The 22,391-nt window shown below is 70.3% G+C and carries 22 protein-coding genes; 6 read left to right on the forward strand and 16 right to left on the reverse strand.

All coding sequences use genetic code 11. The annotated features are described in order from the left end of the window. The first annotated feature begins 43 nt into the window (after nucleotides 1–43). The 3 genes from AERO9AM_RS04460 (at nucleotide 44) to AERO9AM_RS04470 (ending at nucleotide 2,755) form a co-directional block, all read left to right on the forward strand. The gene (locus tag AERO9AM_RS04460) at nucleotides 44–880 is read left to right on the forward strand and encodes a hypothetical protein (protein WP_201298581.1); all 837 of its coding nucleotides are present in this window, start codon (nucleotides 44–46) and stop codon (nucleotides 878–880) included. 83 nt (nucleotides 881–963) lie between these two features. Continuing rightward, entirely contained in the window at nucleotides 964–1,959 is a 996-nt protein-coding gene (locus AERO9AM_RS04465; protein ID WP_159575076.1) for a hypothetical protein, read from the forward strand. Between the two features lie 37 nt (nucleotides 1,960–1,996). Beyond that, nucleotides 1,997–2,755: an alpha/beta fold hydrolase gene (locus tag AERO9AM_RS04470; RefSeq protein WP_236602475.1), complete on the forward strand. Its 759-nt coding sequence runs from the start codon at nucleotides 1,997–1,999 to the stop codon at nucleotides 2,753–2,755. A gap of 115 nt (nucleotides 2,756–2,870) precedes the next feature. Here AERO9AM_RS04470 and AERO9AM_RS17625 read toward each other — a convergent pair whose 3' ends face one another. The 8 genes from AERO9AM_RS17625 to AERO9AM_RS04505 form a co-directional block, all read right to left on the reverse strand. Further along, a complete protein-coding gene (locus AERO9AM_RS17625) occupies nucleotides 2,871–3,272 on the reverse strand; it encodes a hypothetical protein (RefSeq protein WP_328821149.1) in 402 nt (133 codons plus the stop codon). Beyond that, nucleotides 3,227–4,396 (reverse strand): glutamate-cysteine ligase family protein, encoded by a 1,170-nt coding sequence (locus AERO9AM_RS04475; protein ID WP_328821150.1) that lies wholly within the window; start codon nucleotides 4,394–4,396, stop codon nucleotides 3,227–3,229. The genes AERO9AM_RS17625 and AERO9AM_RS04475 overlap by 46 nt, the downstream gene beginning before the upstream one ends. A 67-nt stretch (nucleotides 4,397–4,463) precedes the next feature. Continuing rightward, on the reverse strand, nucleotides 4,464–5,858 hold the full coding sequence (locus tag AERO9AM_RS04480; RefSeq protein WP_236602476.1) for an MFS transporter: 1,395 nt from the start codon (nucleotides 5,856–5,858) through the stop codon (nucleotides 4,464–4,466). Between the two features lie 40 nt (nucleotides 5,859–5,898). Then, nucleotides 5,899–8,031 (reverse strand): alpha-xylosidase, encoded by a 2,133-nt coding sequence (gene yicI / locus AERO9AM_RS04485; protein WP_159575077.1) that lies wholly within the window; start codon nucleotides 8,029–8,031, stop codon nucleotides 5,899–5,901. Then, the gene (locus tag AERO9AM_RS04490) at nucleotides 8,031–8,873 is read right to left on the reverse strand and encodes a carbohydrate ABC transporter permease (RefSeq protein WP_159575078.1); all 843 of its coding nucleotides are present in this window, start codon (nucleotides 8,871–8,873) and stop codon (nucleotides 8,031–8,033) included. The genes yicI and AERO9AM_RS04490 overlap by 1 nt, the downstream gene beginning before the upstream one ends. Then, on the reverse strand, nucleotides 8,870–9,790 hold the full coding sequence (locus AERO9AM_RS04495; protein ID WP_159575079.1) for a carbohydrate ABC transporter permease: 921 nt from the start codon (nucleotides 9,788–9,790) through the stop codon (nucleotides 8,870–8,872). Before AERO9AM_RS04495 ends, AERO9AM_RS04490 begins: the two co-directional genes overlap by 4 nt. 69 nt (nucleotides 9,791–9,859) lie before the next feature. Beyond that, nucleotides 9,860–11,158 (reverse strand): ABC transporter substrate-binding protein, encoded by a 1,299-nt coding sequence (locus tag AERO9AM_RS04500; RefSeq protein WP_159575080.1) that lies wholly within the window; start codon nucleotides 11,156–11,158, stop codon nucleotides 9,860–9,862. Nucleotides 11,159–11,272: 114 nt separating this feature from the next. Next, nucleotides 11,273–12,283, reverse strand: a complete 1,011-nt coding sequence (locus AERO9AM_RS04505; RefSeq protein ID WP_159575081.1) for a LacI family DNA-binding transcriptional regulator — start codon at nucleotides 12,281–12,283, stop codon at nucleotides 11,273–11,275. Nucleotides 12,284–12,459: 176 nt separating this feature from the next. Between AERO9AM_RS04505 and AERO9AM_RS04510 the strand changes: the two genes are divergently transcribed. Next, nucleotides 12,460–12,981, forward strand: coding sequence for a 4'-phosphopantetheinyl transferase family protein (locus AERO9AM_RS04510; RefSeq protein ID WP_159575082.1), 522 nt, complete (start codon nucleotides 12,460–12,462; stop codon nucleotides 12,979–12,981). A 21-nt stretch (nucleotides 12,982–13,002) separates the two neighbouring features. Here AERO9AM_RS04510 and AERO9AM_RS04515 read toward each other — a convergent pair whose 3' ends face one another. The 7 genes from AERO9AM_RS04515 to idi are packed head-to-tail and all read right to left on the reverse strand — an operon-like array spanning nucleotide 13,003 to nucleotide 18,672. Further along, complete coding sequence (locus tag AERO9AM_RS04515; protein ID WP_159575083.1) at nucleotides 13,003–13,890, reverse strand: prenyltransferase; 888 nt, start codon at nucleotides 13,888–13,890, stop codon at nucleotides 13,003–13,005. After that, nucleotides 13,887–14,243, reverse strand: coding sequence for a lycopene cyclase domain-containing protein (locus AERO9AM_RS04520; RefSeq protein WP_159575084.1), 357 nt, complete (start codon nucleotides 14,241–14,243; stop codon nucleotides 13,887–13,889). Before AERO9AM_RS04520 ends, AERO9AM_RS04515 begins: the two co-directional genes overlap by 4 nt. Further along, nucleotides 14,240–14,626, reverse strand: coding sequence for a lycopene cyclase domain-containing protein (locus AERO9AM_RS04525; protein ID WP_159575085.1), 387 nt, complete (start codon nucleotides 14,624–14,626; stop codon nucleotides 14,240–14,242). Before AERO9AM_RS04525 ends, AERO9AM_RS04520 begins: the two co-directional genes overlap by 4 nt. Then, nucleotides 14,617–16,173, reverse strand: coding sequence for a phytoene desaturase family protein (gene crtI / locus AERO9AM_RS04530; protein WP_201298582.1), 1,557 nt, complete (start codon nucleotides 16,171–16,173; stop codon nucleotides 14,617–14,619). Before crtI ends, AERO9AM_RS04525 begins: the two co-directional genes overlap by 10 nt. After that, on the reverse strand, nucleotides 16,170–17,048 hold the full coding sequence (locus tag AERO9AM_RS04535; RefSeq protein ID WP_201298583.1) for a phytoene/squalene synthase family protein: 879 nt from the start codon (nucleotides 17,046–17,048) through the stop codon (nucleotides 16,170–16,172). Before AERO9AM_RS04535 ends, crtI begins: the two co-directional genes overlap by 4 nt. Then, nucleotides 17,045–18,118: a polyprenyl synthetase family protein gene (locus AERO9AM_RS04540; protein ID WP_159575086.1), complete on the reverse strand. Its 1,074-nt coding sequence runs from the start codon at nucleotides 18,116–18,118 to the stop codon at nucleotides 17,045–17,047. The genes AERO9AM_RS04535 and AERO9AM_RS04540 overlap by 4 nt, the downstream gene beginning before the upstream one ends. Further along, entirely contained in the window at nucleotides 18,115–18,672 is a 558-nt protein-coding gene (gene idi, locus AERO9AM_RS04545) for an isopentenyl-diphosphate Delta-isomerase (protein ID WP_236602477.1), read from the reverse strand. Before idi ends, AERO9AM_RS04540 begins: the two co-directional genes overlap by 4 nt. A gap of 72 nt (nucleotides 18,673–18,744) precedes the next feature. Between idi and AERO9AM_RS04550 the strand changes: the two genes are divergently transcribed. Together AERO9AM_RS04550 and AERO9AM_RS04555 are read left to right on the forward strand one after the other, a co-directional pair. Further along, nucleotides 18,745–19,392 (forward strand): MarR family winged helix-turn-helix transcriptional regulator, encoded by a 648-nt coding sequence (locus AERO9AM_RS04550; RefSeq protein ID WP_236602478.1) that lies wholly within the window; start codon nucleotides 18,745–18,747, stop codon nucleotides 19,390–19,392. Between the two features lie 25 nt (nucleotides 19,393–19,417). After that, the gene (locus AERO9AM_RS04555) at nucleotides 19,418–20,926 is read left to right on the forward strand and encodes an SDR family oxidoreductase (RefSeq protein ID WP_159575087.1); all 1,509 of its coding nucleotides are present in this window, start codon (nucleotides 19,418–19,420) and stop codon (nucleotides 20,924–20,926) included. Between the two features lie 66 nt (nucleotides 20,927–20,992). On the opposite strand, the gene AERO9AM_RS04560 is transcribed toward AERO9AM_RS04555, so the two are convergent. Beyond that, nucleotides 20,993–22,384: a M1 family metallopeptidase gene (locus AERO9AM_RS04560; protein WP_159575088.1), complete on the reverse strand. Its 1,392-nt coding sequence runs from the start codon at nucleotides 22,382–22,384 to the stop codon at nucleotides 20,993–20,995. Nucleotides 22,385–22,391: the final 7 nt, after the last annotated feature.

Here is a 22,391-nt window from a genome sequence, read left to right on the forward strand (position 1 = left end):
CATCGACCCGCACCGGCGGCGGCTGAGCCCATATCCTGACGGGGTGAAGGCCCTGCCACGACGAATCCCCGCCGATGCCGAGCTCGACGCCTTGATGCGGGTGTACGGATACCGCTTCACCCGCACGGGTGGCGTCGCGGGAGCCGAGGCGTCCACGGATCCGGTCCATGTCGCCGAGGCCGAGCGCTTCGGATGGCCCGTCCGCACCGTCGATCGACTCGCACCGATCGACATCCTCGACCGTTCGGTCGCCGCCGCATCCATGCTCGACGAGGACGCCGTGCTCGGCGCCTTCATCGCGGGTCTCGGCAGCGCTCGTCACGGACGGCAGACGGTAATCTCGTTCGCATGGGCGAGGTACCTCGCAACCGCGCCCGTGAAGGACGACGGACTGCCCGATTGCGGACTGACCCCTTCCCGAGGCGACGCCTTCGAGCTCGACGGGACCGAGGTGCTGGTGCGGCTTGCGCTGGGCTGGGCCTGGAACGAGCAGCCGCAGCGCTATCTGCCCGACCTCGAGACCGCTGTCGCTGCCGGCCTCCCCTCCCCTACGGCCGACGACAGGGAGCGGCTGCGGACCTTGCTGGACGTGATCTCGGCCCAACCGGCGGGAACACGCGCCGGTGAGCTGGAGAAGGCGATGGCCCGAGCCAAGATCGTGCCGGAAGCGGACAGATATCAGCGATACGGCATCCTTATCGGACTCGCCGAGTACGGGCTCTTGCCGGGCACGCTCGACCCCGCCTGGGACCGGTTCGTCTCTCGCAGCGAGTTCGCCGCCGCATGGTCGGGCGGCCCGCGATCCGACATCACGCCGCCGCTCTCAGGGTGGCGTGGAGGCATCGACGAGGGCCGGGCGGCCCGCCTGCGGGCCCTATGAGCGCGCCTCGCGATGGCGTTGATGAGCACGCGCGTCGTCCTCGGGCGAGGAGGCTCCGGGCGGGACGTGGCGGGCTGTCGCGAATGACCGCGGTCTTCGCGGTTCTGGTCGCCGCGTCTGCTCTCGGGGCGTGCTCCTCCCCCGCGGATGTCGGAGAAGCGCGACGCGCCGCGGACGCCGCCTGCGCGGCGCTTCGACCGCTGCCCGGCGTCACCTCGGCGTCCTGCGTCGTGGACGACGGCGGTTTCGATGCGGGAATCGCGCGGAACACGGATGTCGAGCTCGAACGCGGGGTCACGGCCGCACAGGCTCACCGCGTGATCACCACGTGGCTGGCTTCGAAGGACGGCGGTCGCGGCGCGGGAACGGTCGGCGGCTCACGCGCGGCACCACTGCAGCTCACACTCGAAGCGGTCCCCGACGTCGCCTTCACCGTCGCCCCCGGCTCACGCTCTCCCGGGGTGGGATTCGTCGACGAGTGGTTGAGCCGAGCAGAACGCGGTATGCGCATCTCGGGATCCATCGGCGACGAACGCGCCTTGCGCATCGCGGATGAGGGGCTCTCACCCGCTCTGCAAGCGGCCCTCCTCGATGAGCTCTCGATGACGACACGCACCGATCGGTTGATCCTCTCGATCGGCAAGGATTCGACCATCGAGTCGCCCGTTCCTCCTTCGCTGGCGGCGACGCTGCGTGGACTCGACGCGGCGTACCTCGGCCTCGCCCGGTACGACTCCGACCGCGAGCGGGAACTCGTCGTCGACGTGTTCCCTGGCCAGCCTCCGCGGCTGTGGCTGCGGGTGCCGACCTCCGTCGCCCCGGCGATCCCGCCGGATCGGGCGCTCACGGACACGGTCGGCTGGGAATCGATCCGTGCCGTGCTCGCTGCCATGGCGCCGGGCGGCGATGCATACGCCGTGGGGCTCCGCGGGCGTCCCGGCCAGGTCATCGGCGCCTTCAGCACGTCGGGCTGTGTGCCGCGGCTTCCGGGGCCGGCACCGCAGTTCGGCACCGAGCTCCAGACGCAATGGGCCGCGATCCACGGCGTCTCCGCCCCGGAGGCATGCCCCGCCGGGTGAGCGGATCCCCCACGGCGGGATGTGGTGAAGTGGAGGGGTGAGCACTCCCGACCTGACTCCCGCACTGGACGGTCACGTCGTGGCGTTCACCGAGGGATCCGCGACGCTCATCGCGGAGCGGACCGGATCCGGATCGGACGTCTTCCTGCTCGTGCACGGGCTCGGCATGGGCCGCAGCGTCTTCGGCGAGCTGGCTCGCCGCCTCGAGGGCACCGTCGTCGCCGTCGACCTGCCCGGTTTCGGGGCCGCGCCGGAGCCGGACCTGCCGCTCACCATGCCGCAGCACGCCGACCTGATCGCCGCGCACCTCGTCGCCGCGGACCTCCCCGCGGTCACGGTGATCGGGCACTCCATGGGCAGTCAGGTCGCAGCCGAGCTCGCGGTGCGCCATCCCGACCGGGTGCGCGCAGTGGTGCTGGCGGCGCCCACCGTCGACGCCGGGGCGCGGCGGGTGGCACGGCAGGCGCTGCGGTTCCTCCAGGACACGGCATCGGTCGACCCGCGCGTGGTGATCCGCGGGGTGCGCGAGTACCTGCGCGCGGGCCCGCACATCGTGCGCAAGATCCGCGCCACGGTCGCGCACCGCCCGGAGGACGTCTATCCGCGGATCTCCGTGCCGACCCTGGTCGTGCGCGGCTCCCGCGACCCGGTTTCGCCGCCGGCGTGGACACGCGCCGTGGCCGACGCGATCCCGCAGGGCGAGTACGCGGAGATCCCGGGGTGCGGTCACGAGACGATGATCCGGGATGCCGGTCCGGCCGCGGACCGGATCCGGGAGTTCCTCGGCGGAATCTGACGCGCCCGACGCGCTCGAACCGGTTCCCGAGCGAGCGCAGCGAGACGAAGGACGAACGCCCGCCCTTCCTCTCGTCGCTCCGCTCCTCGATCAGGGACCGCACACGGCGGCGGGTTCACAGCTCCCAGGTGTGCACGGGCTCTCCCGCGTGCATGTGCTCCAGGTAGTCGGCGAGCATGCCGTGCAGCGCCTCAGACCGGGTGGCTCCGGCGCGCTCGCGGGCGGCGACGTTCTCGCGCTGCCACACCGCCCCGTTGCGCCCGGTCAGGCAGCGCTGCTCGACGACGCCGAGATAGCGATCGCGCTCGGCCGGATCCACCCCGTACCCGTCGAGCCCCTCTGCGGCGAGCGCCAGCAGGCGCCGCAGCACCAGTTCGCGCGGTCCGATCCAGCCGATCTCGGGCCAGTAGAGGCGCGCCTCGATGCCGTCGCGGGCGGCCGAGTGCAGGTTCTCCTCGGCCGCGTCGAAGGTCATCTGGGTCCAGAGCGGGCGGTCGGCCTGCGCGAGCGCGTGCACGAGCCCGTAGTAGACGCGGCGTCGGCGAGCACGTCCACGATGCCGGGTCCCGCCGGCAGCACCCGGTTCTCCAGGCGCAGGTGATAATGCTCGCCTTTGCCGTCGTAGATCGGGCGGTTCCAGCGGTACACCGTGCCGTTGTGCATCCGCAGCTCGGCGAGCGCGGGCGTGCCACCCCCGGCGAGCACCTCGAACGGATCCTCGTCGGTCGTGACCGGCAGCAGCGCGGGGAAGTAGCGGGAGTTCTCCTCGAACAGGTCGAAGATCGACGTCACCCAGCGCTCCCCGAACCACACCCGCGGCCGCACGTGCTGGTTCTTCAGCTCGACCGAACGGGTGTCGGTGGCCTGCTCGAACAGCGGGATCCGGGTCTCGTGCCACAGCGCCTTGCCTGCGAAGAACGGCGAATTGGCGGCGAGCGCGACCTGCACACCCGCGATGGCCTGCGCGGAGTTCCAGTACGCCGCGAACTCCGCCGGATCCACCTGCAGATGCAGCTGCACCGACGTGCAGGCGGCCTCGGGGAGGATCGTGTCGCACACGATGTCGAGGGTCTCCCGCCCGGTGCCGTCGCCGAGGCGGCCATCCGGTCCGTGCGCCTGTCGAAGGGCCGGGCCGTCGAGGCGGAGCTCGATGTCCTCCCCGCGGGCGGCGAGGATCTGCTGGCTGAGCAGGTCGTAGCGCGGATCCGCCGACAGCCACTCCCCGGTGAAGTGGCGCTCGTCGAGGGTGGGCAGCATGCCGATCATGGCGAGGCGGCATCCCGCGCTGCGCGCCTTCTCATCGGCGGCGTTGAGCGAGGCGCGCAGGGAGTGCTCCAGGTCGGTGACGCTGCGGCCGGCGAGCGGGCGGGGCTCGACGTTGATCTCGATGTTGAACTGGCCGAGCTCGGTCTGGAACGCGGGATCGGCGATCGCGTCGAGGGCGGCCTCGTTCGCCATCGCCGGGTCGCCCGCGTCGTCGACCAGGTTGAGCTCGATCTCCAGGCCCAGCCGGGGCTCGGCGACCTCGAACTGGCCGTCGGCGAGCATCACGGCGAGCGCGTCGAGGCAGCGCGCCGTCTTCTCACGGAACAGCGTGCGGTCCTGCCGGGTGAACACCCGCTCGTCGACGTGGTCTCCCATGAGCAGAAGCTACTCGTCAGCGGGGAGCAGGTCGAGGGTGAGATCCTCCGGCTCAGGCGGGCGGGCTCTACCCTCGCGTGGCGCGAGACCGCTCCTCGTCGCGCGGCCCTTCCTCGTCGCGCACCTGCACCTCCTCGCGCTGCTGCTCCCGGGCGGCGCGGAACGCGATCACCGCGATGCCGACGGCCGATCCGAGGAAGACCGCCGCGAGGATCGCCCAGCCCGCGAAGCCGAGCGCGATGGCCGTCGCGTTCACCAGGAGGGGCGCGACCAGCGAGGCGATCGAGAACGTCATCCCGAAGACGCCCTGGTATGCGCCCGCGCGCACCGGATCCGCCAGCTCGAAGCTCAGCCCCCAGCCGCCCGCCTGCGAGAGGATCTCCGCGAACGTGTGCGCGACGAGGGCCAGGAGCAGCACGGACACGGCGGCCGCGACGGGCAGGCCTGCGGCTGCGGCGTAGACGAGGCATGCGCCCGCCATGAGCACGCCCGCGATCAGCGAGACCCTGCCGGCGACGCGGAGGTCGTGGGTGTTGCGGGACAGCCGCACCTGGAAGAGCACGACGAGCACGGTGTTGGAGATGAGCAGCACCGACACCGTGGCGTCGGGCGCGGTGGTGGCATGGGTGATCCACAGCGGCACACCGACCTCCGCCACGCCGAACTGCATGCCGAACATCGCCGAGAACAGGGTCAGCAGCAGGTAGCGCGGGTCCCGCCACGGCGAGCGCGCGCGCCAGTCGCGGCGCAGCTCGCGTTCGGCGGCCGCGGTCGCGGCGGTGTTCACGGATCCGGTCTCGGTCCTGATCGTCTCAGCGACGCGCGCGTCCGCGTCGACGGAGGAGGGCAGGCGCAGCAGCGGGATCGCGCCGAGCGCGCAGACGACGCCGGCGAGCACGATAACCACCCGGTAGGCCACGGGCGTCCCGATCGCGAGCGCGACCGCCGCGATCCCGGAACCGGCGGCGATGGACAGGTTGGTGACCGTTCGCAGCACCGCGCGGGCGTGCACCCGGTTCTCCCCCGTGAACCCGCGTGCGATCACGGCCGAACGGGAGGACTGTGCGAGGGCGTCGAGGAAGCCGCTGGACACCGCGAGCACGATCGCGGCCGCGAACGTGTCGACGAAGGCGTACGCGACGAGGAGCAGCCCCGCGGCGGTCTCGAACGTGAAGGACAGGCGACGCGCGCTCCATCGATCCGCGAGCCAACCGCCGAGGAACGAGGCCACGATGCTGCTGCCGCTGGCCGCCGCCAGCACGATCGCGGCCTGAGCGCCGTTCAGCCCCACGACGCGGATGAAGTACAGCACCGTGATCGAGAGGAACACGCCGCGGCCGATCCGAGCGACGGTCGTGGCGGTGACCAGCGCCCGGAGCACCGGGTCGTCGAGCGCACCGACGATGCGGGCGATCGGACCCGGGCGGCGCATCCTCTGCGTGCCCACCGGATCCGACGTCATAGGGTTCGATCCTATGACGCCGGATGGGCGCGCTGCGTCCTCAGCCCCGCACCTCCGACCGCACCCCGTCCTCGTCCTCGACAGGGATCACGGCGCCCTCCCGGATCCACAGCGGCACCGTGTCGAAGGCGTGCATCTCGCGGCGCCAGCCGCCACCCTGCACCTGCTCACGCGTGAACCAGTTCGTCCAGCGGCCGTCTGGCAGGTAGTACTCGACCTCGCCGGATGCGGTGAACACCGGCGCGACGAGCAGGTCGGCGCCCAGCATGTACTGCCGGTCGAGGTAGCCGGCCGCGGGATCCTCCGGGAACTCCAGCACCATCGGGCGCATGATGGGGCGTCCGCTGCGATGGGCCTCCTCGCCGGCCGCGACGAGGTACGGCCGCAGCGAGCGCTTCAGCTTCGTGAAGGCGCGCGCGACGTCGACCGCGCTCTGCCCCGGCTCCTCCGTGCCGTTGTCGAACGCCCACGGCACCCGGTAGTTCGTGGATCCGTGCAGGCGCGAGTGGCTGGACAGCAGTCCGAACGCCAGCCACCTCTTGAACACGGCCGGATCCGGATCCCCCTCGAAGCCCCCGATGTCGTGGCTCCAGTACCCGAAGCCGCTGAGCGCGAGCGACAGCCCGCCGCGCAGCGACTCCGCCATCGACACGAACGACGAGGAGTTGTCGCCGCCCCAGTGCACGGGCATCGCCTGTCCCCCGGCCGTCGCCGATCGCGCGAAGAGCACGGCCTCGCCCTCGCCGCGCTCCTCGACGAGCACATCGAACACGGCGCGGTTGTACAGCTGCGTGTAGCGGTGGTGCATGGCCTCGGGATCGCTGCCGTCGTGCCATGCCAGGCCCGTCGGGATGCGCTCCCCGAAGTCGGTCTTGACGGCGTCGACGCCCTGACGCAGCAGGCGCCGGATGTACCCCTGGAACCAGGCTGTGGCGTCGGGGTTCGTGAAGTCGACCAGTGCCATGCCCGCCTGCCAGAGGTCCCACTGGAACACCGATCCGTCCGGCCGCCGGACCAGGTAGCCGTGCTCGAGTCCCTCGTCGAACAGCCGCGACCGCTGCGCGATGTACGGGTTCACCCAGGTGCTGACGCGGAGACCCCGCTCGTGCAGGCGCGCGAGCATGCCCTCCGGGTCGGGGAACACCGCCGGATCCCACTCGAAGTCGGTCCAGTGGAACTCCCGCATCCAGAAGCAGTCGAAGTGGAACACCTCGAGCGGGATGTCGCGGTCGGCCATGCCGTCGATGAAGCCGCTGACGGTCTCCTCGTCGTAGTCGGTCGTGAAGCTCGTCGACAGCCACAGGCCGTACGACCAATCCGGCACCCGGGCGGGGCGTCCGGTGAGGCGGGTGTAGCGGTCGAGCACCTCCGCCGGGGTCGGCCCGGCGATCACGAAGAATTCCAGGCTCTGCCCCGCCACTGAGAACTGCACCTGCTCGACGGCTTCGGAGCCGACCTCGAACGAGACGTGGCCGGCGTCGTTCACGAGCACGCCGTAGCCGCGGCTGGAGAGGTAGAACGGGATGCTCTTGTACGACTGCTCGCTCGACGTGCCGCCGTCGGAGTTCCACACGTCGACCGTCTGCCCGTTCTTGACGAGCGGGCCGAACCGCTCTCCGAGACCGTAGATGAGCTCGCCCACGTCGAGGGAGAGCTGGGCGTGGATGTAGTTGTCCGCCTCGGCCCTGCCGCTGACGCTGATGCCGTCGGATCCCACGGGCTCGGCGGTGACCGCGGCGTGCGGCGCGATCGCGATCGAACCGATCGAGCGGTGCCCGCTGGTCGTGTAGACGCCGCCGTCGTGCTCGAAGGTCAGCTCCCACGGCGCCCCGCGGCGGATGCGCGCACGCAGAGAGCCCGCGTCGAGCACGCCGCCGTCGTCATCGAGCCGCGCCTCGGCGCGGTGCTCCGGGTTCGCATCGAACCCGAACCGGCGACCGGTGCCGGCCGCACCGCGGTGGTGCTCGACGCGCACCCGGATCACGCCCTCCGCGGGGCTCGACAGCGACACCGTGAGCAGCGGCCGGTTGAGGGTGTCTCCGCGCGAGGCGATCACCCGCGTCGGCGCCCACACCGTGAGCACGCCGTCCTCGGCGGACAGATCGCGCGCCTCCTGCGCGTACAGGGCGTCGACTCCGGGGCGGAGCTGCCAGAACCCGTCGGTGAACTTCATTACTTGACTGCTCCTGCCGTGATGCCACGCGTCAGCGTGCGCTGGAAGATGAGGAAGAAGACGAGCGTCGGCAGCAGGCCGAGCAGCGCCGAGGCGCTCGTCGTGGTGACGTCCATGAGCCGGTCGCCCTGCAGCGCCGTGATCGCCACGGGCACCGTCTGATTCGCGTTCGACACGAGGAACGTCAAGGGGATGAGGAACTCGTTCCACGTCCAGATGAAGAAGAAGATGAGCAGCACCGACAGCGTCGGGCGGGAGATGGGGAACACCACGCGCCACAGGACCTGCCAGCGCCCGGCGCCGTCGAGCGCGGCCGCCTCGAGCACCTCCTTGGGGAACGTACTGAACACCGAGGACAGCAGATACGTGCCGAAGGCCGACTGGATGACGGTGAAGGTGATGATCACCGACCACGGGTTGTCGTACAGGCCCACCTGCTTGAAGAGGAAGTACAGCGGGTAGAGCAGCACCTCCTGCGGCAGCATGTTCGCCAGCAGGATCACCACGACGATCCACAGCCGCCCCTTGACCCGGCCGATGCCGAGCGCGAAGGCGTTCAGCATCGACAGCCCCACCGCCAGCACGGCGACGGTGCCGGCGATGAAGAAGCTGTTCCACAGCTTCAGCGGGAAGTCGACCCGATTCCAGAACGCGCCGATCCCGTCGAAGTAGAGCTCCTTCGGCAGGGACAGCGGCCCGGACGTGTTGTAGTCGCCGGGCGACTTGAACGAGTTGATCAGGATCAGCAGCAGCGGCACCGCGATGAGCAGGCCCAGCACGATGGCGATGACGAGCACGACCCAGTCGGATGGCCGGCGGCGAGCGATGCCGGAGCGGCTCATCGGGCCTCCTCCTTCTCCATGCGGTTCTGCACGAGGATGAACACCACGCTGACGATCGCGATGACGACGGTCAGCGCGGTCGCGATGGTCGCGCCGTAGCCGACCTGCTGCGACTGGAAGAACTCGCTGTACGCGTAGTACGCGGGCACGATGGTGGACGTTCCGGGCCCGCCGCGGGTCAGCGCATAGACGGGGCCGAACACTTTGAGCGCGGCGATCGTGCAGGTCAGCGTGACGACGAAGATCTCGGGCCGGATGATGCCGACGGTGATCGCGCGGAACCTCTGGAACCAGTCGGCGCCGTCGAGCTCGGCCGCCTCGTAGAGCTCCGGATCCACCCGCTGCAGCGCCGCCATGAAGATCACGACGGGATAGCCCAGCTGCACCCAGACCATGATCACCATGATGCTGACCAGCGCGGTGTCGCCGCTGCCCAGCCAGTTGTGCTGCAGGGCGCCCAGACCGATCGCCTCGAGCACCTGATTGAGCGCTCCGTTCTTCGGGCGCAGGATCCAGCCGATCACGATCGCCGCGATCACGGCGGGGAGGATCTGCGGCAGGTAGTAGGTGGCGCGCAGGAAGCTCGCGATCCTGCCGCCGAACTTCTTGCCGATCAGATCGAACAGCATCGCCGCCAGCAGCAGGCCGAGCAGCGTCGGCACGACGACCATCGCGAGGATCATCGCGACGGAGTTGCCGAACGAGGTCCAGAACACCTGGTCGCCGAACAGCTTCTGCCAGTTGCCCAGCCCGATCCACTGCGGGGGCCGGATCCCCCGATACCTCGTGAACGTGAGGTACACGTTCCAGACCAGCGGGATCACGATGATCACGAGGAGCAGGATCAGGCCCGGAAGCAGATAGGGCCAGAACGCGCGCGGGCGCGACCCGGGGATGAGGCTGCGTACGTCGGACATGCCGTCGTCCTTTCCGAAGAGCGTGGAGGCGGTCGGGGGCCGGGGCGGGTGCCCGCAGCCCCCGGGGCCTCAGCCGACGATGTCCTTCACGCCGGACGCGTACTGGTCGCCCAGCTGCTTGCGCACCTCAGCGGGCGACTTCGTGCCGTTCACGAGCTCCTGAAGGCCTGCGTTGAGCTGGTCGTAGAACGTCGGCGTGGGCCAGTCGGGGTAGAACGCGATGCCGTCGTTCTTGGTGATGGTGTTGAAGTTCTCGATGAGCTCCTTCGACTTCTCGTCCGTGATCGCGGACACATCGGCGGCGACGGGCACGCCTCCGCCGTTGCCGAGGATGGCCTGGATCTCGGGGCGCATCGTGATGTCGATGAACTTCTCGGCCAGCGCCTTGTTCTTCGCACGCTCGGGCACGACCCACATGTTGCCCGCGGATCCGGGGGTGAAGTCGCTGCCCGGGAACAGGAACGTCCCCCACTCGAAGCCCTTGATCTCGGTCATGAACCGGCCGTACCACCAGCTGCCCGAGTAGAACATCGGGGCCTGCCCGTTGATGAACGCGACACCCGCGTCCTCGGCCTTGAGACCGCTGGCGTCCTTGGAGATGTACCCCTTCGCGGTCCAGTCCGCGATGGTCTGCGTGGCGTAGGTGAGCGGCTCGTCGTCCCACTTCACCGGGTGCTTGTAGAGCTGGTAGTCGTCGATGAACGACCGGTCGGCCTTGGTCAGGGCCAGCTGGTACCAGAGCTGGCTCAGCGGGTACTCCACCGCCGACTCGGACAGCGGGGTCTGGCCGGCGTCCTTGAAGGTCTTCATCGCCGCCTCGAACTCGGCGAGCGAGGTCGGCACGGCGACGCCCGCCTTCTCGAACGCGGTCTTGTTGTAGTAGACCTCGACGTACTCGCCGTAGTTCGGCACGCCGTACCAGCTGCCGGAGCCCATGATGCCCTTGTCGTCATACTTCGCGGTGGTCTGCAGGCTGGAGGCGAGCTTCTTGTCCCAGCCGTACTTCTTCACGGCGTCATCGAGCGGGGCGAGCAGACCCTGGCTGGAGAGCAGGCCGGCCGTGCCGTTGCCCTTGGCGTACTCGAGCACGTCGGGCGCCTGGTCGGAGTTAAGCACCTGGCTCGCAGTCGAGCGGATCTGCTCGAAGCTCTTCTCCTCGAACTGCACCTTGGCACCGGTCTCCTTCTCGAAGACCTTGATGGCCTCGGCCCAGGCCTTGCCCATGGCGCTGTCGGCGCCCTCGTAGTGCCACAGCCGCAGGGTCTTGCCCGCGCCATTGGTGTCGTCTTCGCTGCCGCTGCAGCCGGCGAGTGCGGCGCCGATGACCGCTGTCGCGGCGACGGCCGCGAGGATCCTGGTGTGCTTCATTGCTACCTCCGTGGTTGTCGAAGCGTTTCGACGTTGGTGAAAGGGATGAGGGGAGAGATGGTGGGAACAGGTGATGCGAACGGGGTGGATGGGCGGATGACGGGATGCGCCAGGTCAGCGGGGCGGGCTGACCGAGCCGAACGCCTGGTAGTGCGGTGCGGTGAGGCGCACACCGGGCTCGACGTGCTCGCCATCGGCCAGTCGTGAGGCCAGTTCGACGGCGAGTTCGCAGGACGTGTCCGGTTCGAGCGGGATGCGGTCCAGCGGGGTGGAGAACGAGGAGGTGTCGAACGAGGAACCGATCGACACCACCGACATCTGCGCCGGCACCGCGAGCCCGGCCGCGGTGAGCTCGGCGAGGACGGCCGCATGGGCGGCGTCGTCGCAGTGCAGGGCGAGCGCCGTGACGCCCTCGGCGATCATGCGCCGCACAGCCTCGCCGATGTCGCGGCGCCGCTCGTCGCCCTCACCGGGGAACGCCGTGGCGAGGGTGACGCCGCGACGCCGCGCCGCGTCCTCGACGCCGCGACGCACCCGCGGCGGGAAGTTCGAGCGGACGTACGCGGTCTCCGGGTGGCCGATGAAGCCGATGCGGCGATGCCCTGCTTCGGCGAGGCGGTCGACGGCGAGCCCTGCTGCCGCCTCGAAGTCGAGGTCGACGCAGACGAGACCCTCGGCATCGTCGGGCACCCCGATGAAGACCGTCGGAACGTCGATCGCGCGCGACAGTGCGACCCGGTCGTCCTGCGGCGCGACGTCGAGCACGAGGATCCCGTCGACCAGCCCACTGGCGGAGACCCGGCGCATCCCCGCCGACGCCTCGGCGTCGGTGAGCAGCAGGATGTCGTAGTCGTAGCGGCGTGCGGCGATCGACGTCGCGAGGACGAAGCTCATGTGCGTCGGCGCATGCGTGTCCGCACGGAACGGCTCGGTGAGCGCGAAGATGTGCGTGCGGCGCCCGGCGAGCATCCTCGCACCGGCGTTCGGCTCGTAGCCGAGCCGCGCGGCGGCGCGCTCCACGCGCTCCCGCGTGGCCGGCGAGATCGAGCGCTTGCCGCTCAGCGCATAGGAGACGGTGCTGATCGACACGCCGGCGGCCTCGGCCACCTCATGGATCTTCGCCATCGTCGTCTCCGGGCTTCTTCGATCGGTACGGTTGCGCTGGTGAAGCGCTTCGACGATCGACCCTAGCGAGCGTTTCGACGGTGCGCAAGAGTTTTGTTGGCTACTTCAACTTATGGGCGCGCGCGCCGCCGTCCGCGCGTGCGCCCCGCGTCGGGCACGCACCCTACGCTGGTCGGGTGCAGCGGACGACGGTCGAGGGGGTGCGGATCGCCTGGGCGCGCTCCGCCCACGGCTCCCGGCGCGAGACCGCGGACGCGCTGGTCCGCGCACTGGCCGGCGAGCTCGCTCCAGGGTCCGATCTGCGGATCGAACGGCGCTGCCCTGTCTGCGGCGGGCCGCACGGACGCCCGGTGCTGCCCTTCGTCCCCGTGCACGCGAGCATCGCCTATGCCGACCCGTGGGTGGTCGTCGCCGTCGCCCACGCCGAGAACACCGCCGAGATCGGCATCGACGCCGAGCGCGCGGGCGCGCGGCCCGACCTCGCCGCCCTGTTCGCCCCGGCCGATCCGCCGGATCTGCGCGGCTGGACCGCGATCGAGGCGGTGCTCAAGGCCGATGGACGCGGGCTCATGGTTCCGCCGGACGAGGTGCGGCTCTTCCCCGGGGGGACGGCGCTCGGGCCCGATGGCACCGCGTATCTCGTGCTCTCGGTCGTCGCCGCACCGGGCATGGTCGTCTCGCTCGCGCTGCGGAGCTGATCGGCCGGCCGCGAACGGCTCTCAGCGGGTGGCGCCTGCCGCCCACCAGATCAACAGCACCGTGGCGAGGAAGCCGCACAGGTAGTTGAGTGCCAGGAATCGGCGCCACCCTCTGTTCGCCTCGGCCGAGTGCTCGTCGCTGATCGATCGGTAGGGCCACACCGCGAGCAGGTACGGCACCGCGAGCGCCGCGCCGCAGGGTCCTGGCCACGGCGTGAACAGCATGAGCACTCCCGCCAGCATCCACATCGCCATCGCGAACCGCACCGTCCTGGCGGCACCCAGCACGGTCGCGATGGACGCGATACCGCCATCGCGGTCGGGAATCACGTCCTGCACCGCGCCGAAGGCGTGGCTGGCCACTCCCCAGGCGAAGAACGCCATCAGCATGAGCACCAGCCCCGGCGTCGGAGCCGCATGCGCGAGCACGAGACCGTAGACGACGGGTGAGACGAAATGGATGCTGGAGGTCGCCGAGTCCAGGAACGGCACCTCCTTGAACCGGAACGGCGGAGCCGAATAGGCGACCACGGCGAACAGCGCGACCCCGAGCACGACCCACGAAGCCGGGTCTCCGAGCACCATCAGCGCGATCACGAACGGCGCCGACAGCCCGATCGCCGCCGTGAGCATCACCCGATGCCGGCCGGGGTCGAGGACGCCGCCCTCCGCCCCGCCCTTCCGCGGATTGGCCAGATCCGAGGCGTAGTCGAAGACATCGTTGATCCCGTACATGGCGAGGTTGTAGGGGATCAGGAAGAACGTCGTGCCGATCAGCACGGCGGCGTCCACCCGACCGGTCGTGAGCACCATCGCCGCCGCGAACCCGAAAGCGGTGTTGATCCAGCTCAGCGGCCGTGACGTCAGCAGGATCTCGGCCGGGAGAGAGCGGTGAACGGCGGTGCTCACGAGCCGCCTCCCGGCCCGAGGCGGCGGTCGACGACGACGGGCGCGTGCGGCGAGCGCCGGACGCCCCGACGCGCATTCCACAGCGCCGTTCCGAGCAGCGCGGCGGCGAGCGGATAGGCCAGATCCTCGACGGGAGCGAGCCAGAGCCGCACCCCGCTGATCCGATCCTCGGCGTAGCGGAAGAGCCCGGCGGAGATCATGAGCGAGTCGAACACCACGGTCAGGCCCGCCAGCACGAGCAGAGTCATCAGGAGCGCAAGAGCGTGCCGTGGGGGACGACGTCGCCACGTCAGCAGGTGCACCAGCGCGCAGGGCAGCAGGAAAGCGGCGTCGAGCAGGAGATACGCGCTCATGTGCGGTGACCTTCCGTCCACGCGGAGGGGGGCGGTGTCGCAGCGCGCTCGAGCCGACGCGCCCGCGTGTGCGACGAGGTCAGGACCCGCCGCGCTCCGGCATACGTCGTCATGGTCACCTGCACCAGGAACACCAGGAAGACGGGCTCTTCGATCGGCAGGTGCGGCGCGAGCAGGATGCCGGTCGAGAGGGCGTTCGGGTCGCGGAGGAAGATGCCGGCCGCGATCCCCGCGACGTCCCATCCCAGCAGCAGCGCGACGCCCGCCAGCAGGACCAGTGCCGCGCGGCGCGGATCACCCCAGAGGAAGAGCCGCCATCGGGCGTCCGCAAGCCCGACGCCGAGCATCGCCACGATCAGCAGGCCGAGATACGTCACACCCATCGCTGGGTCTCCGCGACCGGCAAGGGGCCCGTACTACGGTCGCCGCGGAACGCCTTGAGCACGAGTTCGGCGCTGATCAGGCACATCGGCAACCCGATGCCCGGAATGGTGGTCGCGCCCGCATAGAACAGGCCTCGCGTCCTGCGCGAGCGCGTCCGCCCGCGCAGGAACGCGCTCTGTCGCAGCGTGTGCGCGGGGCCCAGGGCGGAGCCCCGCCAGGAGTGCAGGTCGCGTTCGAAGTCGGCGGGGCCCACCGTGCGTCGCAGCACGACGCGCTCAGGCAGATCGGGAGCACCGGCGTGCTCGGCGAGCGCGGCGATGGCCCGGTCGACGACCGCCTCCACCTCGGCGGCACCCGCACCCTCCAGGCCACCGGATCCGATGCCGGGGTCCGCCGGGACCGGCACGAGCAGGAACAGGTTCTCGTGTCCCTCCGGAGCGACCGTGGCATCTGTCGCGCTCGGCATGCAGGCGTAGAACGACGCGGGATCCGGCACCCGCGGCACGGCTCCGAAGATGGCATCGAAGTTCGCCTGCCAGTCCCGCGTGAACACGAGGTTGTGGTGACGCAACTCCGGGAGCCGCCCGCGCACTCCCAGCATCGCGAGGACCGCTCCCGTGCCAGGGTTGCTCCGATCCCAGTGCCGGAGCGAGCGCTCCCGCGAGCGGCCCGGCAGCAGCGCCGTATCGCTGTGGTGCATGTCGACCGCGCTCACCACCCGGTCGAACCGCTCCTCGCACAGCGCGCCGTGGCGCTCCACCAGGATGCCCCGGACCGCGCGACCGTCGACGAGGATCCTGCGGACCGGGGTGCGGGTGTGCACGGCGACCCCTGCCTCCGCGGCGAGTCGCGAGAACGCATCCACCACCACGCCGAGCCCCCCGCGCGGGTACAACACGCCGTCATCGAGGTCGAACGTGCTCATCAGATGGAACAGCGCAGGCGCGAGGGCCGGCGAGGCGCCGAGGAAGACCGCGGGATACTGCAGGATCTGACGCAGTCGCGGGTCGGTGAAGGATCCTTCCACCAGGCTCTGCAGCGAGCGGCCGAGCAGCCGCGACAAGGCCGGCAGCTCCCTCAGCGCACGTCCTGGCACGAACGCGCGCGGGTGGGAGAAGTCGGTGTAGAGGAAGCGATCGTTCGCAAGCCGATAGGTGCGCGCCGCCGAGTCGAGATGAGCGGAGAGCCTCGCGCCTGCTCCGGGCTCGATCCCCTCGAACTGCGCGACCGCGGCCGCTCGACCGGAGCGCACGTCGAGCGGATCCGCGCCATCGAAGAACACCCGGTAGGCGGGATCCAGCCGGACCAGGTCGAGCTCGTCGGCCGCGGTCGTTCCGAGCAGCCGGAACGCATGATCGAAGACCTCGGGCATCAGATACCACGACGGGCCGGTGTCGAACCGGAAGCCTCGTGCGTCCCAGCGCCCCGCGCGCCCGCCGAGTTCAGCGGACTTCTCGAACAGCTCGACCTCATGTCCGTCGGCCGCGAGCAGAGCCGCCGAGACGATCCCCGCGATTCCCCCGCCGAGAACCGCGACACGGCTCATCGAGCCACCGCCGGCGACAGCGCCGCTCGCGCCAGGACCCATGCCTTGCGCGCCGCGGGCACCCTCACCCGCCGGCGTACGAGGTCGTGCGCGGGCGTGGACCGCAGCCGGGAGGAGAGCTCGGCGTACAGCAGGTGCGCGGCGGTGACCGCCCGCCGGCTGGACGACGGCAGCTCCCCGATCACGGTGGCCGCCTCCCGCAGCTCCGCGTCGATGCCGTCCAGGATCCGGTTCTTCTGCTCCTCGGAGATCCCCTGAGGATCCACCCCCGGGAAGTAGCTGCGCCCGAGGGAGACCGCGTCCTCGCCGAGATCACGCAGGAAGTTGACCCGCTGGAACGCCGATCCCAGCGCCATCGCGCCCCGCTCCCAGCGCGCCTTTCGCAGCGGATCCGCGGGCAGACCGCGGCAGAACGAGGCCAGGCACATGAGCCCGACCACCTCGGCGGATCCGTGCACGTAGTCGTCGAGCTCGCGCTCCTCGGTGAAGACGAGCGGATCCACGTCGCGCCGCATCGAGGCGAAGAAAGGCCTGGTGAGACGTTCGTCGATCCCGGTCTCGCGCGCCATGTTGGCGAAGGAGTGCACGACGAGGTTCGCGCTGTAGCCGCAGGCGAGGGCCGACTCCACCTCCTGCTCGAGGTGGTCGAGCACGGCGCGGCACTGCTCTCCGGTCAGTCCTGCGTCTGCGGCGCATCCGTCGACCACTTCATCCGCTACGCGCACCAGGGCGTAGATGGCGGCGAGGTCGGCACGCACGGGTCCGCTGCACAGCCGGCTGGCGAGGCGGAACGAGGTCGAGTAGCTCTCCAGGACCTGCGTCGAGCCCCGCGCGGCCGTGCGGTCGTACTGCCGCAGCCCGGCGGGCGCACTCATCGCGAGCGCTCCATCGCACTCGCCATGACCCGCTCCAGGTCCTCGATGATCTCGCGCGGCAGCGCTGCCCGGTACATCGACATGCTCGCCTCGTCGATGAGCTGCGCGGCCACGGCTTCGGCACGGGCTCGAGCACCGCTCCGCTCGATCGCGGAGCGCAGGAGAGCCGCTCCGCGCTCGTCGAGGTCTGGGTCGCCGAAGAGGTGCGCCACCCGCTGCCAGGAAGGATCCATCCGGGCATACGCGACCAGCAGGGTGATCTTGCCTTCGCGCAGGTCGGACAGCACCGACTTCCCGATGCGCCTGGGGTCGCCGAACACCCCGAGCACGTCATCGCGCATCTGGAACGCGATCCCGACCGTGTCTCCGATGAAGCCGAGCGCGTCGACGACGTCGGATGACGCCCCGCCCATCAGCGCGCCGAATCGCAGTGGCGCACTGAACGAGTACCGCGCCGTCTTCAGCGCCATCGTGCGCAAGATCGTGTCCTCGTCGGCTTCGCCGCTCAGGCTGATCCGTAGATCCGCGTGCTCGCCCACGGCCGCGGCGGAAACCGCATCGTCCAGCACGCCCAGCAGCGCGCGCCGCCTTCCCACCGGCTCGTCGAGCTCGCCGATCAGACGATGCGCGGCCGCGAGCAGCAGATCCCCGACGAGGACCGCGCAGCTCTCGCCGTACCGTCGCGCCTCCCGTGGGTTCACGCCTCGGACAAGGGCTGCGTCACGCTGCCGCGAGATGAGGTTCGGTCCGCCCCGCCGCACGAGGTCGCGGTCGAGCACGTCGTCGTGCAGCAGGAACGCCACGTGCAGCAGTTCGATCGCCACCGCTGCCTGCAGCGCGTGCTCGTCCGGAGCACCGCCGAACGCACGCTGAGCGGAGAGCAGGAGACGGGGCCGCAGCAGCTTTCCGCCGGTGGATGCCTGGCGCATCGACTCCCACACCCGATCGAAGCCCTGGAACGTCCCCACGGTCCTCGCCACGTCGTCGAAGCACGCGTCGATCGCGGCCTCGAGCTCGGCGACGGAATGAGCTGCGGAGCCGACATCGCGGACCATCGCGGGTTCGATCACGATGCCAGCTCCTCGAGATCCCGCCCGCCTCCGAGGAACGGCAGCAGCTTCGCCTGCAGCACCAGCCATGGACTGAAGGCCCAGGGCACCCGCTCGATGGAGGCGGCGAGATCGCCGGGATCCACCCAGCGGTGCTCGACCACTTCGTCCGGATGCGGACGCGGCGCACCGTCGGAAGTGGCTACGTAGACCGGGCAGATCTCATTCTCGACCACCCCCGCGGCGTCCACCGCCCGGTAACGGAAGAACGGGAGGACCGGCTCGACGGCGCCGAGCGCAAGGCCGAGTTCGTGCTCGGCGCGCCGCCGGACTGCCGCGACAAGACCCTCGCCCGGTGCCGGGTGGCCGCAGAACGAGTTGCTCCACACCCCCGGCCACGCGGCCTTCGTGAGCGCTCTGCGGGTGACCAGCAACCGCCCGTCGGGATCGAAGACGTGACAGGAGAAGGCGAGGTGCAGGCGCGTGTCCGCACCGTGCACGCTGCTCTTGGGAGCCGTGCCGATCTCGGAGCCGTCCGAACTCAGCAACACGACCCGCTCGCCGTCGTCCACCATCTCGACTCCTTTTGCTAACTTGGTTAAATACATTCTTGGTTAGCAGTAAACCATATGACATAGAGTCCTTCCATGGAAGATCCCCGTCCCGGACCACGCACCGAGCGAGCGATGATCGATCCGCGCCTCATCGACCCCACCTCGGAACTCGTGAACCGAGAGGATCTCAGCGACCAGGACGTCGATGAGATCGTGGAGATGATGGCCGCGCTGAGCGCCTGGCACCGCGCGGCGGAGAGGATGAGCCTCGCCTCGCGTCGCTACATGAGGCTGAACATCAACGACATGCGTGCCGTCCGCTTCCTCATCGCAGCGGAGAATGCCGGCGAACCTGCGACGGCACGCGCACTGGCCGAGCATCTCGGCATCAGCTCCGCTGCAACGACCAAGCTGCTCGACCGACTCGAGCAGGGAGGGCATGTGCTCAGGCTCCCCTACCCCAACGACCGCCGTGCCCTGGCTCTGCGGGTATCCCCGGAGACCCGACTCGCCGCCCGCGAGGGCGTGGGCCGCCTGCACGCGCGGCGCTTCGCCGTGGCAGCACGATTGAGTCCGTCCGACCGCGCGATCGTGACCGGCTTCCTCCAAGCTCTTGCGGCCACGGAGCATCCTGATCCCGACGGGGAGCGGATCGCGGTTGCCGAGCACGCGGACGAATCGCAGGGCGCGCACCCGCGATCCTCGACGTCCGTTCCGCGCGACGCGGAGACCTCCAGCTGATACCGAACGACGGGAGCGCGACGACATGACGCACGTGCTGGTGGCAGGAGCGACCGGGTACATCGGCGGGCGCCTCGTCCCGCAGCTGCTCGAGGCAGGCCACGAGGTGACCTGCCTGGTGCGAGCGGCCTGGAAGCTGACCGACGTGCCGTGGCGGGACCGCGTGCACGTGGCTGAGACCGACCTGGCCGACGCGCGGGGCGTGCGCGCCGCGATGCAGGGTGTCGACGTCGCCTTCTATCTGGTGCATTCGATGACGGCGGGCAGCGGATTCGCCAGGACCGAGAAGGCCCATGCCCAGACGTTCGCCGCCGCGGCGGGCGAATCCGGCGTGCAGCGCATCGTGTACCTCGGCGGACTGCACCCGCAGAAGGCCGCTCTCTCGGAGCACTTGGCATCGCGAGCCGCGGTGGGGCAGGTCTTCCTCGACGGTCCGGTGCCCGCCATCGTGCTGCAGGCCGGCATCGTCATCGGCTCGGGGTCGGCATCTTTCGAGATGATCCGGCACCTGACCGAGGTGCTGCCCTATATGCCGGCACCCCGTTGGGTGCGCAATCACGTGCAGCCGATCGCCGTGCGCGACGTGCTCCGCTATCTCGTGGAATCGGTGACGATCGACCAGGAGCTCAACCGGACGTTCGATCTGGGCGGACCCGACGTGCTGCGGTACGGGCAGATGATGAACGGCTACGCGCTCGAGGCAGGACTGCCGCAGAGACCGATCGCGGCGCTGCCGGTGCTGACTCCCTGGCTGGCCTCGCAGTGGGTCAACCTCGTCACACCCGTTCCGCGCCGGATCGCGGTGCCCATCATCGCCTCGCTGCAGAACGACTGCGTCGCCCATGAGCACGACATCGCACAATGGATCCCGGATCCTCCCGGTGGCCTGCTCCCCTATCGGGTCGCCGTGCGGCTCGCCCTGCGGCGAGAGCGGGCCGGTGAGGTCGAGACGAGCTGGCAGAGCGCCACCGTGCCCGGTGCGCCGAGCGACCCTCTTCCGAGCGACCCCGAGTGGGCCGGGCAACGGGTCTTCACGGATACGAGGGAACGAGACAGCGTCGCGCCACCTGAGGCGGTGTGGAGTGTGATCGAGTCGATCGGCGGCGCCAACGGCTGGTACTCGTCCCCCCTGGCCTGGGCTGCACGTGGCTGGATCGACCGCCTGTCCGGCGGAGTGGGAATGACCAGGGGGCGCCGGCACCCCTCAAGGCTGAACACCGGGGACGTCGTGGACGTCTGGCGGGTGGAGTCGATCCAGCGCGGACGCGCGCTGCGGCTGCGAGCGGAGATGCGCCTGCCCGGCAGGGGCTGGCTCGAGCTTGCCGTCGAGAGCACGGACCGCGGGAGCCGCTACCGGCAGCGCGCAGTCTTCTTTCCCAGGGGTCTATCGGGTCGTCTCTACTGGGCCGCCCTGGTGCCCTTCCACGGCATCATCTTCGCCGGCATGGCGACGAGCATCCTGCGCGCTGCGGAACGGGGTGCCGGTGCGCAGGGTTCCTCGGGCGCGCACGGTTCGCCGGTCGCGCAGGGCTGATCCGGATTCGCTTCCATCCACCATCGCGCTGTCACCGCGCTCGCCCCGGATCTGGACGATCCCTCCTCAGCGGCCGCCCGCGGCGCGGGGATTCACATTCAGCGCCTCCGTGACCGGCGCCGGTTCGACCCGCGCTCCGGCTGCCGGGGCCGCGGGCAGCTCGGGCAGCGGCGGCAGGTCGAGCCAGGCGTCGAAGAACGCTTCCAGGCGACGGCCCGCGACGGAGGCCGCGAGCGTCCGGAAGTCCTCGGTCGTGGCCGTGACGCCGGCGAACCGCTCGGTCCACGCGTGCAGGATCCGGAAGAACACGTCGTCGCCGACGGTCAGCCGCAGCGCGTGCAGCGTCAGAGCGCCGCGCTTGTAGACCCGGTCGTCGAACATGAGCTCGGGGCCGGGATCGGCGAGCACGAGGTCCTGCGGCTGCGCGGCGAGAGCCGCCCAGTGCCCGAGCGCCTTGGCATGCGCGCTGTGCCCGCCGCTGCGCTCGGACCAGATCCACTCCGCATAGCAGGCGAAGCCCTCGTTGAGCCAGATGTCACGCCACCGGGCGACGCCGACGCTGTTGCCGAACCACTGGTGCGCGAGCTCGTGCGCGATGAGGCGCTCCAGAGTCCCCCGGCCATCGATGTGGTTGGCGCCGAACACGCCCATGCCCTGCGCCTCGAGCGGGATCTCCAGGTCGTCGGCGGTCACCACGAGCCGGTAGGAGGGCAGCGGGTACGGCCCGAACGCCTCCGTGAACACCGCCATCATGCGCGGCAGCGGGGCCAGATCCGCCTGCACGCGCGCGGTGAGCGCCGGCGGGTGGAGCACCTGCCCCTCGACGCCGGCGAGATCCATGCCGCGCGAGACATACTTCCCGATCTGCACGGTCGCGAGGTACGTGGGGGTCGGAGTGGAGCGCTCGAACACCCACGTGGAGCGCCCGCCCCTGGTCGACGTCGAGACCGGCTCGGCCGCGGCGACCGTGTAGCCGGGATCCGTCGTTATCGTGAGGCGGTAGCTCGCCTTGTCGCTCGGGTGATCGTTGCAGGGGAACCACGACGGAGCGCCGATGGGCTGCGAGGCGACGATCGCGCCGTCCTCCAGCTCCTCCCATCCGAGCGTGCCCCAGCGGGTGCGGCGGGGCCGGGGAGCGCCGCCGTACGCGATGGAGATCTCGAAGGGCTCGCCGACGGCGAGCTCCCGGCCGAACGCGATCTTGAGCTTGCGGTCGGTCTGGGTGAACCCGATCCGGCCACCCTTCCCTCCTGAAGCTCCCCGTGGCGCCTGGACCTTGGTCGCCCTGAGGCCGACGAGGTCGAGCGACACGCTCTTGGTGGCCTCGAGCACGCGGCCGCGCACCACGGCGACCCCGTCGAGCCGGTTCGTGCTGAGCCGGTAGTCGATGCGGAGGTCGTAGTGCTCGACATGGTAGCGGCGGTCGCCGCTGTGCGGCGTGTAGTCGTCGGGGCTCACCGTTCCA

It is taken from the genome of Microbacterium sp. 8M (assembly GCF_902506375.1).
Lineage (GTDB): Bacteria > Actinomycetota > Actinomycetes > Actinomycetales > Microbacteriaceae > Microbacterium.

Coding starts and splice junctions, on each gene's coding strand:
- AERO9AM_RS04490 (WP_159575078.1), bottom strand. CDS start 8,873: ATGAGCCGCTCCGGCATCGCTCGCCGCCGGCCATCCGACTGGGTCGTG.
- AERO9AM_RS04465 (WP_159575076.1), top strand. CDS start 964: ATGACCGCGGTCTTCGCGGTTCTGGTCGCCGCGTCTGCTCTCGGGGCG.
- AERO9AM_RS04525 (WP_159575085.1), bottom strand. CDS start 14,626: ATGGGTGTGACGTATCTCGGCCTGCTGATCGTGGCGATGCTCGGCGTC.
- AERO9AM_RS04520 (WP_159575084.1), bottom strand. CDS start 14,243: ATGAGCGCGTATCTCCTGCTCGACGCCGCTTTCCTGCTGCCCTGCGCG.
- AERO9AM_RS04480 (WP_236602476.1), bottom strand. CDS start 5,858: ATGACGTCGGATCCGGTGGGCACGCAGAGGATGCGCCGCCCGGGTCCG.
- AERO9AM_RS04550 (WP_236602478.1), top strand. CDS start 18,745: ATGGAAGATCCCCGTCCCGGACCACGCACCGAGCGAGCGATGATCGAT.
- AERO9AM_RS04535 (WP_201298583.1), bottom strand. CDS start 17,048: ATGAGTGCGCCCGCCGGGCTGCGGCAGTACGACCGCACGGCCGCGCGG.
- AERO9AM_RS04495 (WP_159575079.1), bottom strand. CDS start 9,790: ATGTCCGACGTACGCAGCCTCATCCCCGGGTCGCGCCCGCGCGCGTTC.
- yicI (WP_159575077.1), bottom strand. CDS start 8,031: ATGAAGTTCACCGACGGGTTCTGGCAGCTCCGCCCCGGAGTCGACGCC.
- AERO9AM_RS04555 (WP_159575087.1), top strand. CDS start 19,418: ATGACGCACGTGCTGGTGGCAGGAGCGACCGGGTACATCGGCGGGCGC.
- AERO9AM_RS04500 (WP_159575080.1), bottom strand. CDS start 11,158: ATGAAGCACACCAGGATCCTCGCGGCCGTCGCCGCGACAGCGGTCATC.
- AERO9AM_RS04505 (WP_159575081.1), bottom strand. CDS start 12,283: ATGGCGAAGATCCATGAGGTGGCCGAGGCCGCCGGCGTGTCGATCAGC.
- AERO9AM_RS04475 (WP_328821150.1), bottom strand. CDS start 4,396: ATGGGAGACCACGTCGACGAGCGGGTGTTCACCCGGCAGGACCGCACG.
- idi (WP_236602477.1), bottom strand. CDS start 18,672: ATGGTGGACGACGGCGAGCGGGTCGTGTTGCTGAGTTCGGACGGCTCC.
- crtI (WP_201298582.1), bottom strand. CDS start 16,173: ATGAGCCGTGTCGCGGTTCTCGGCGGGGGAATCGCGGGGATCGTCTCG.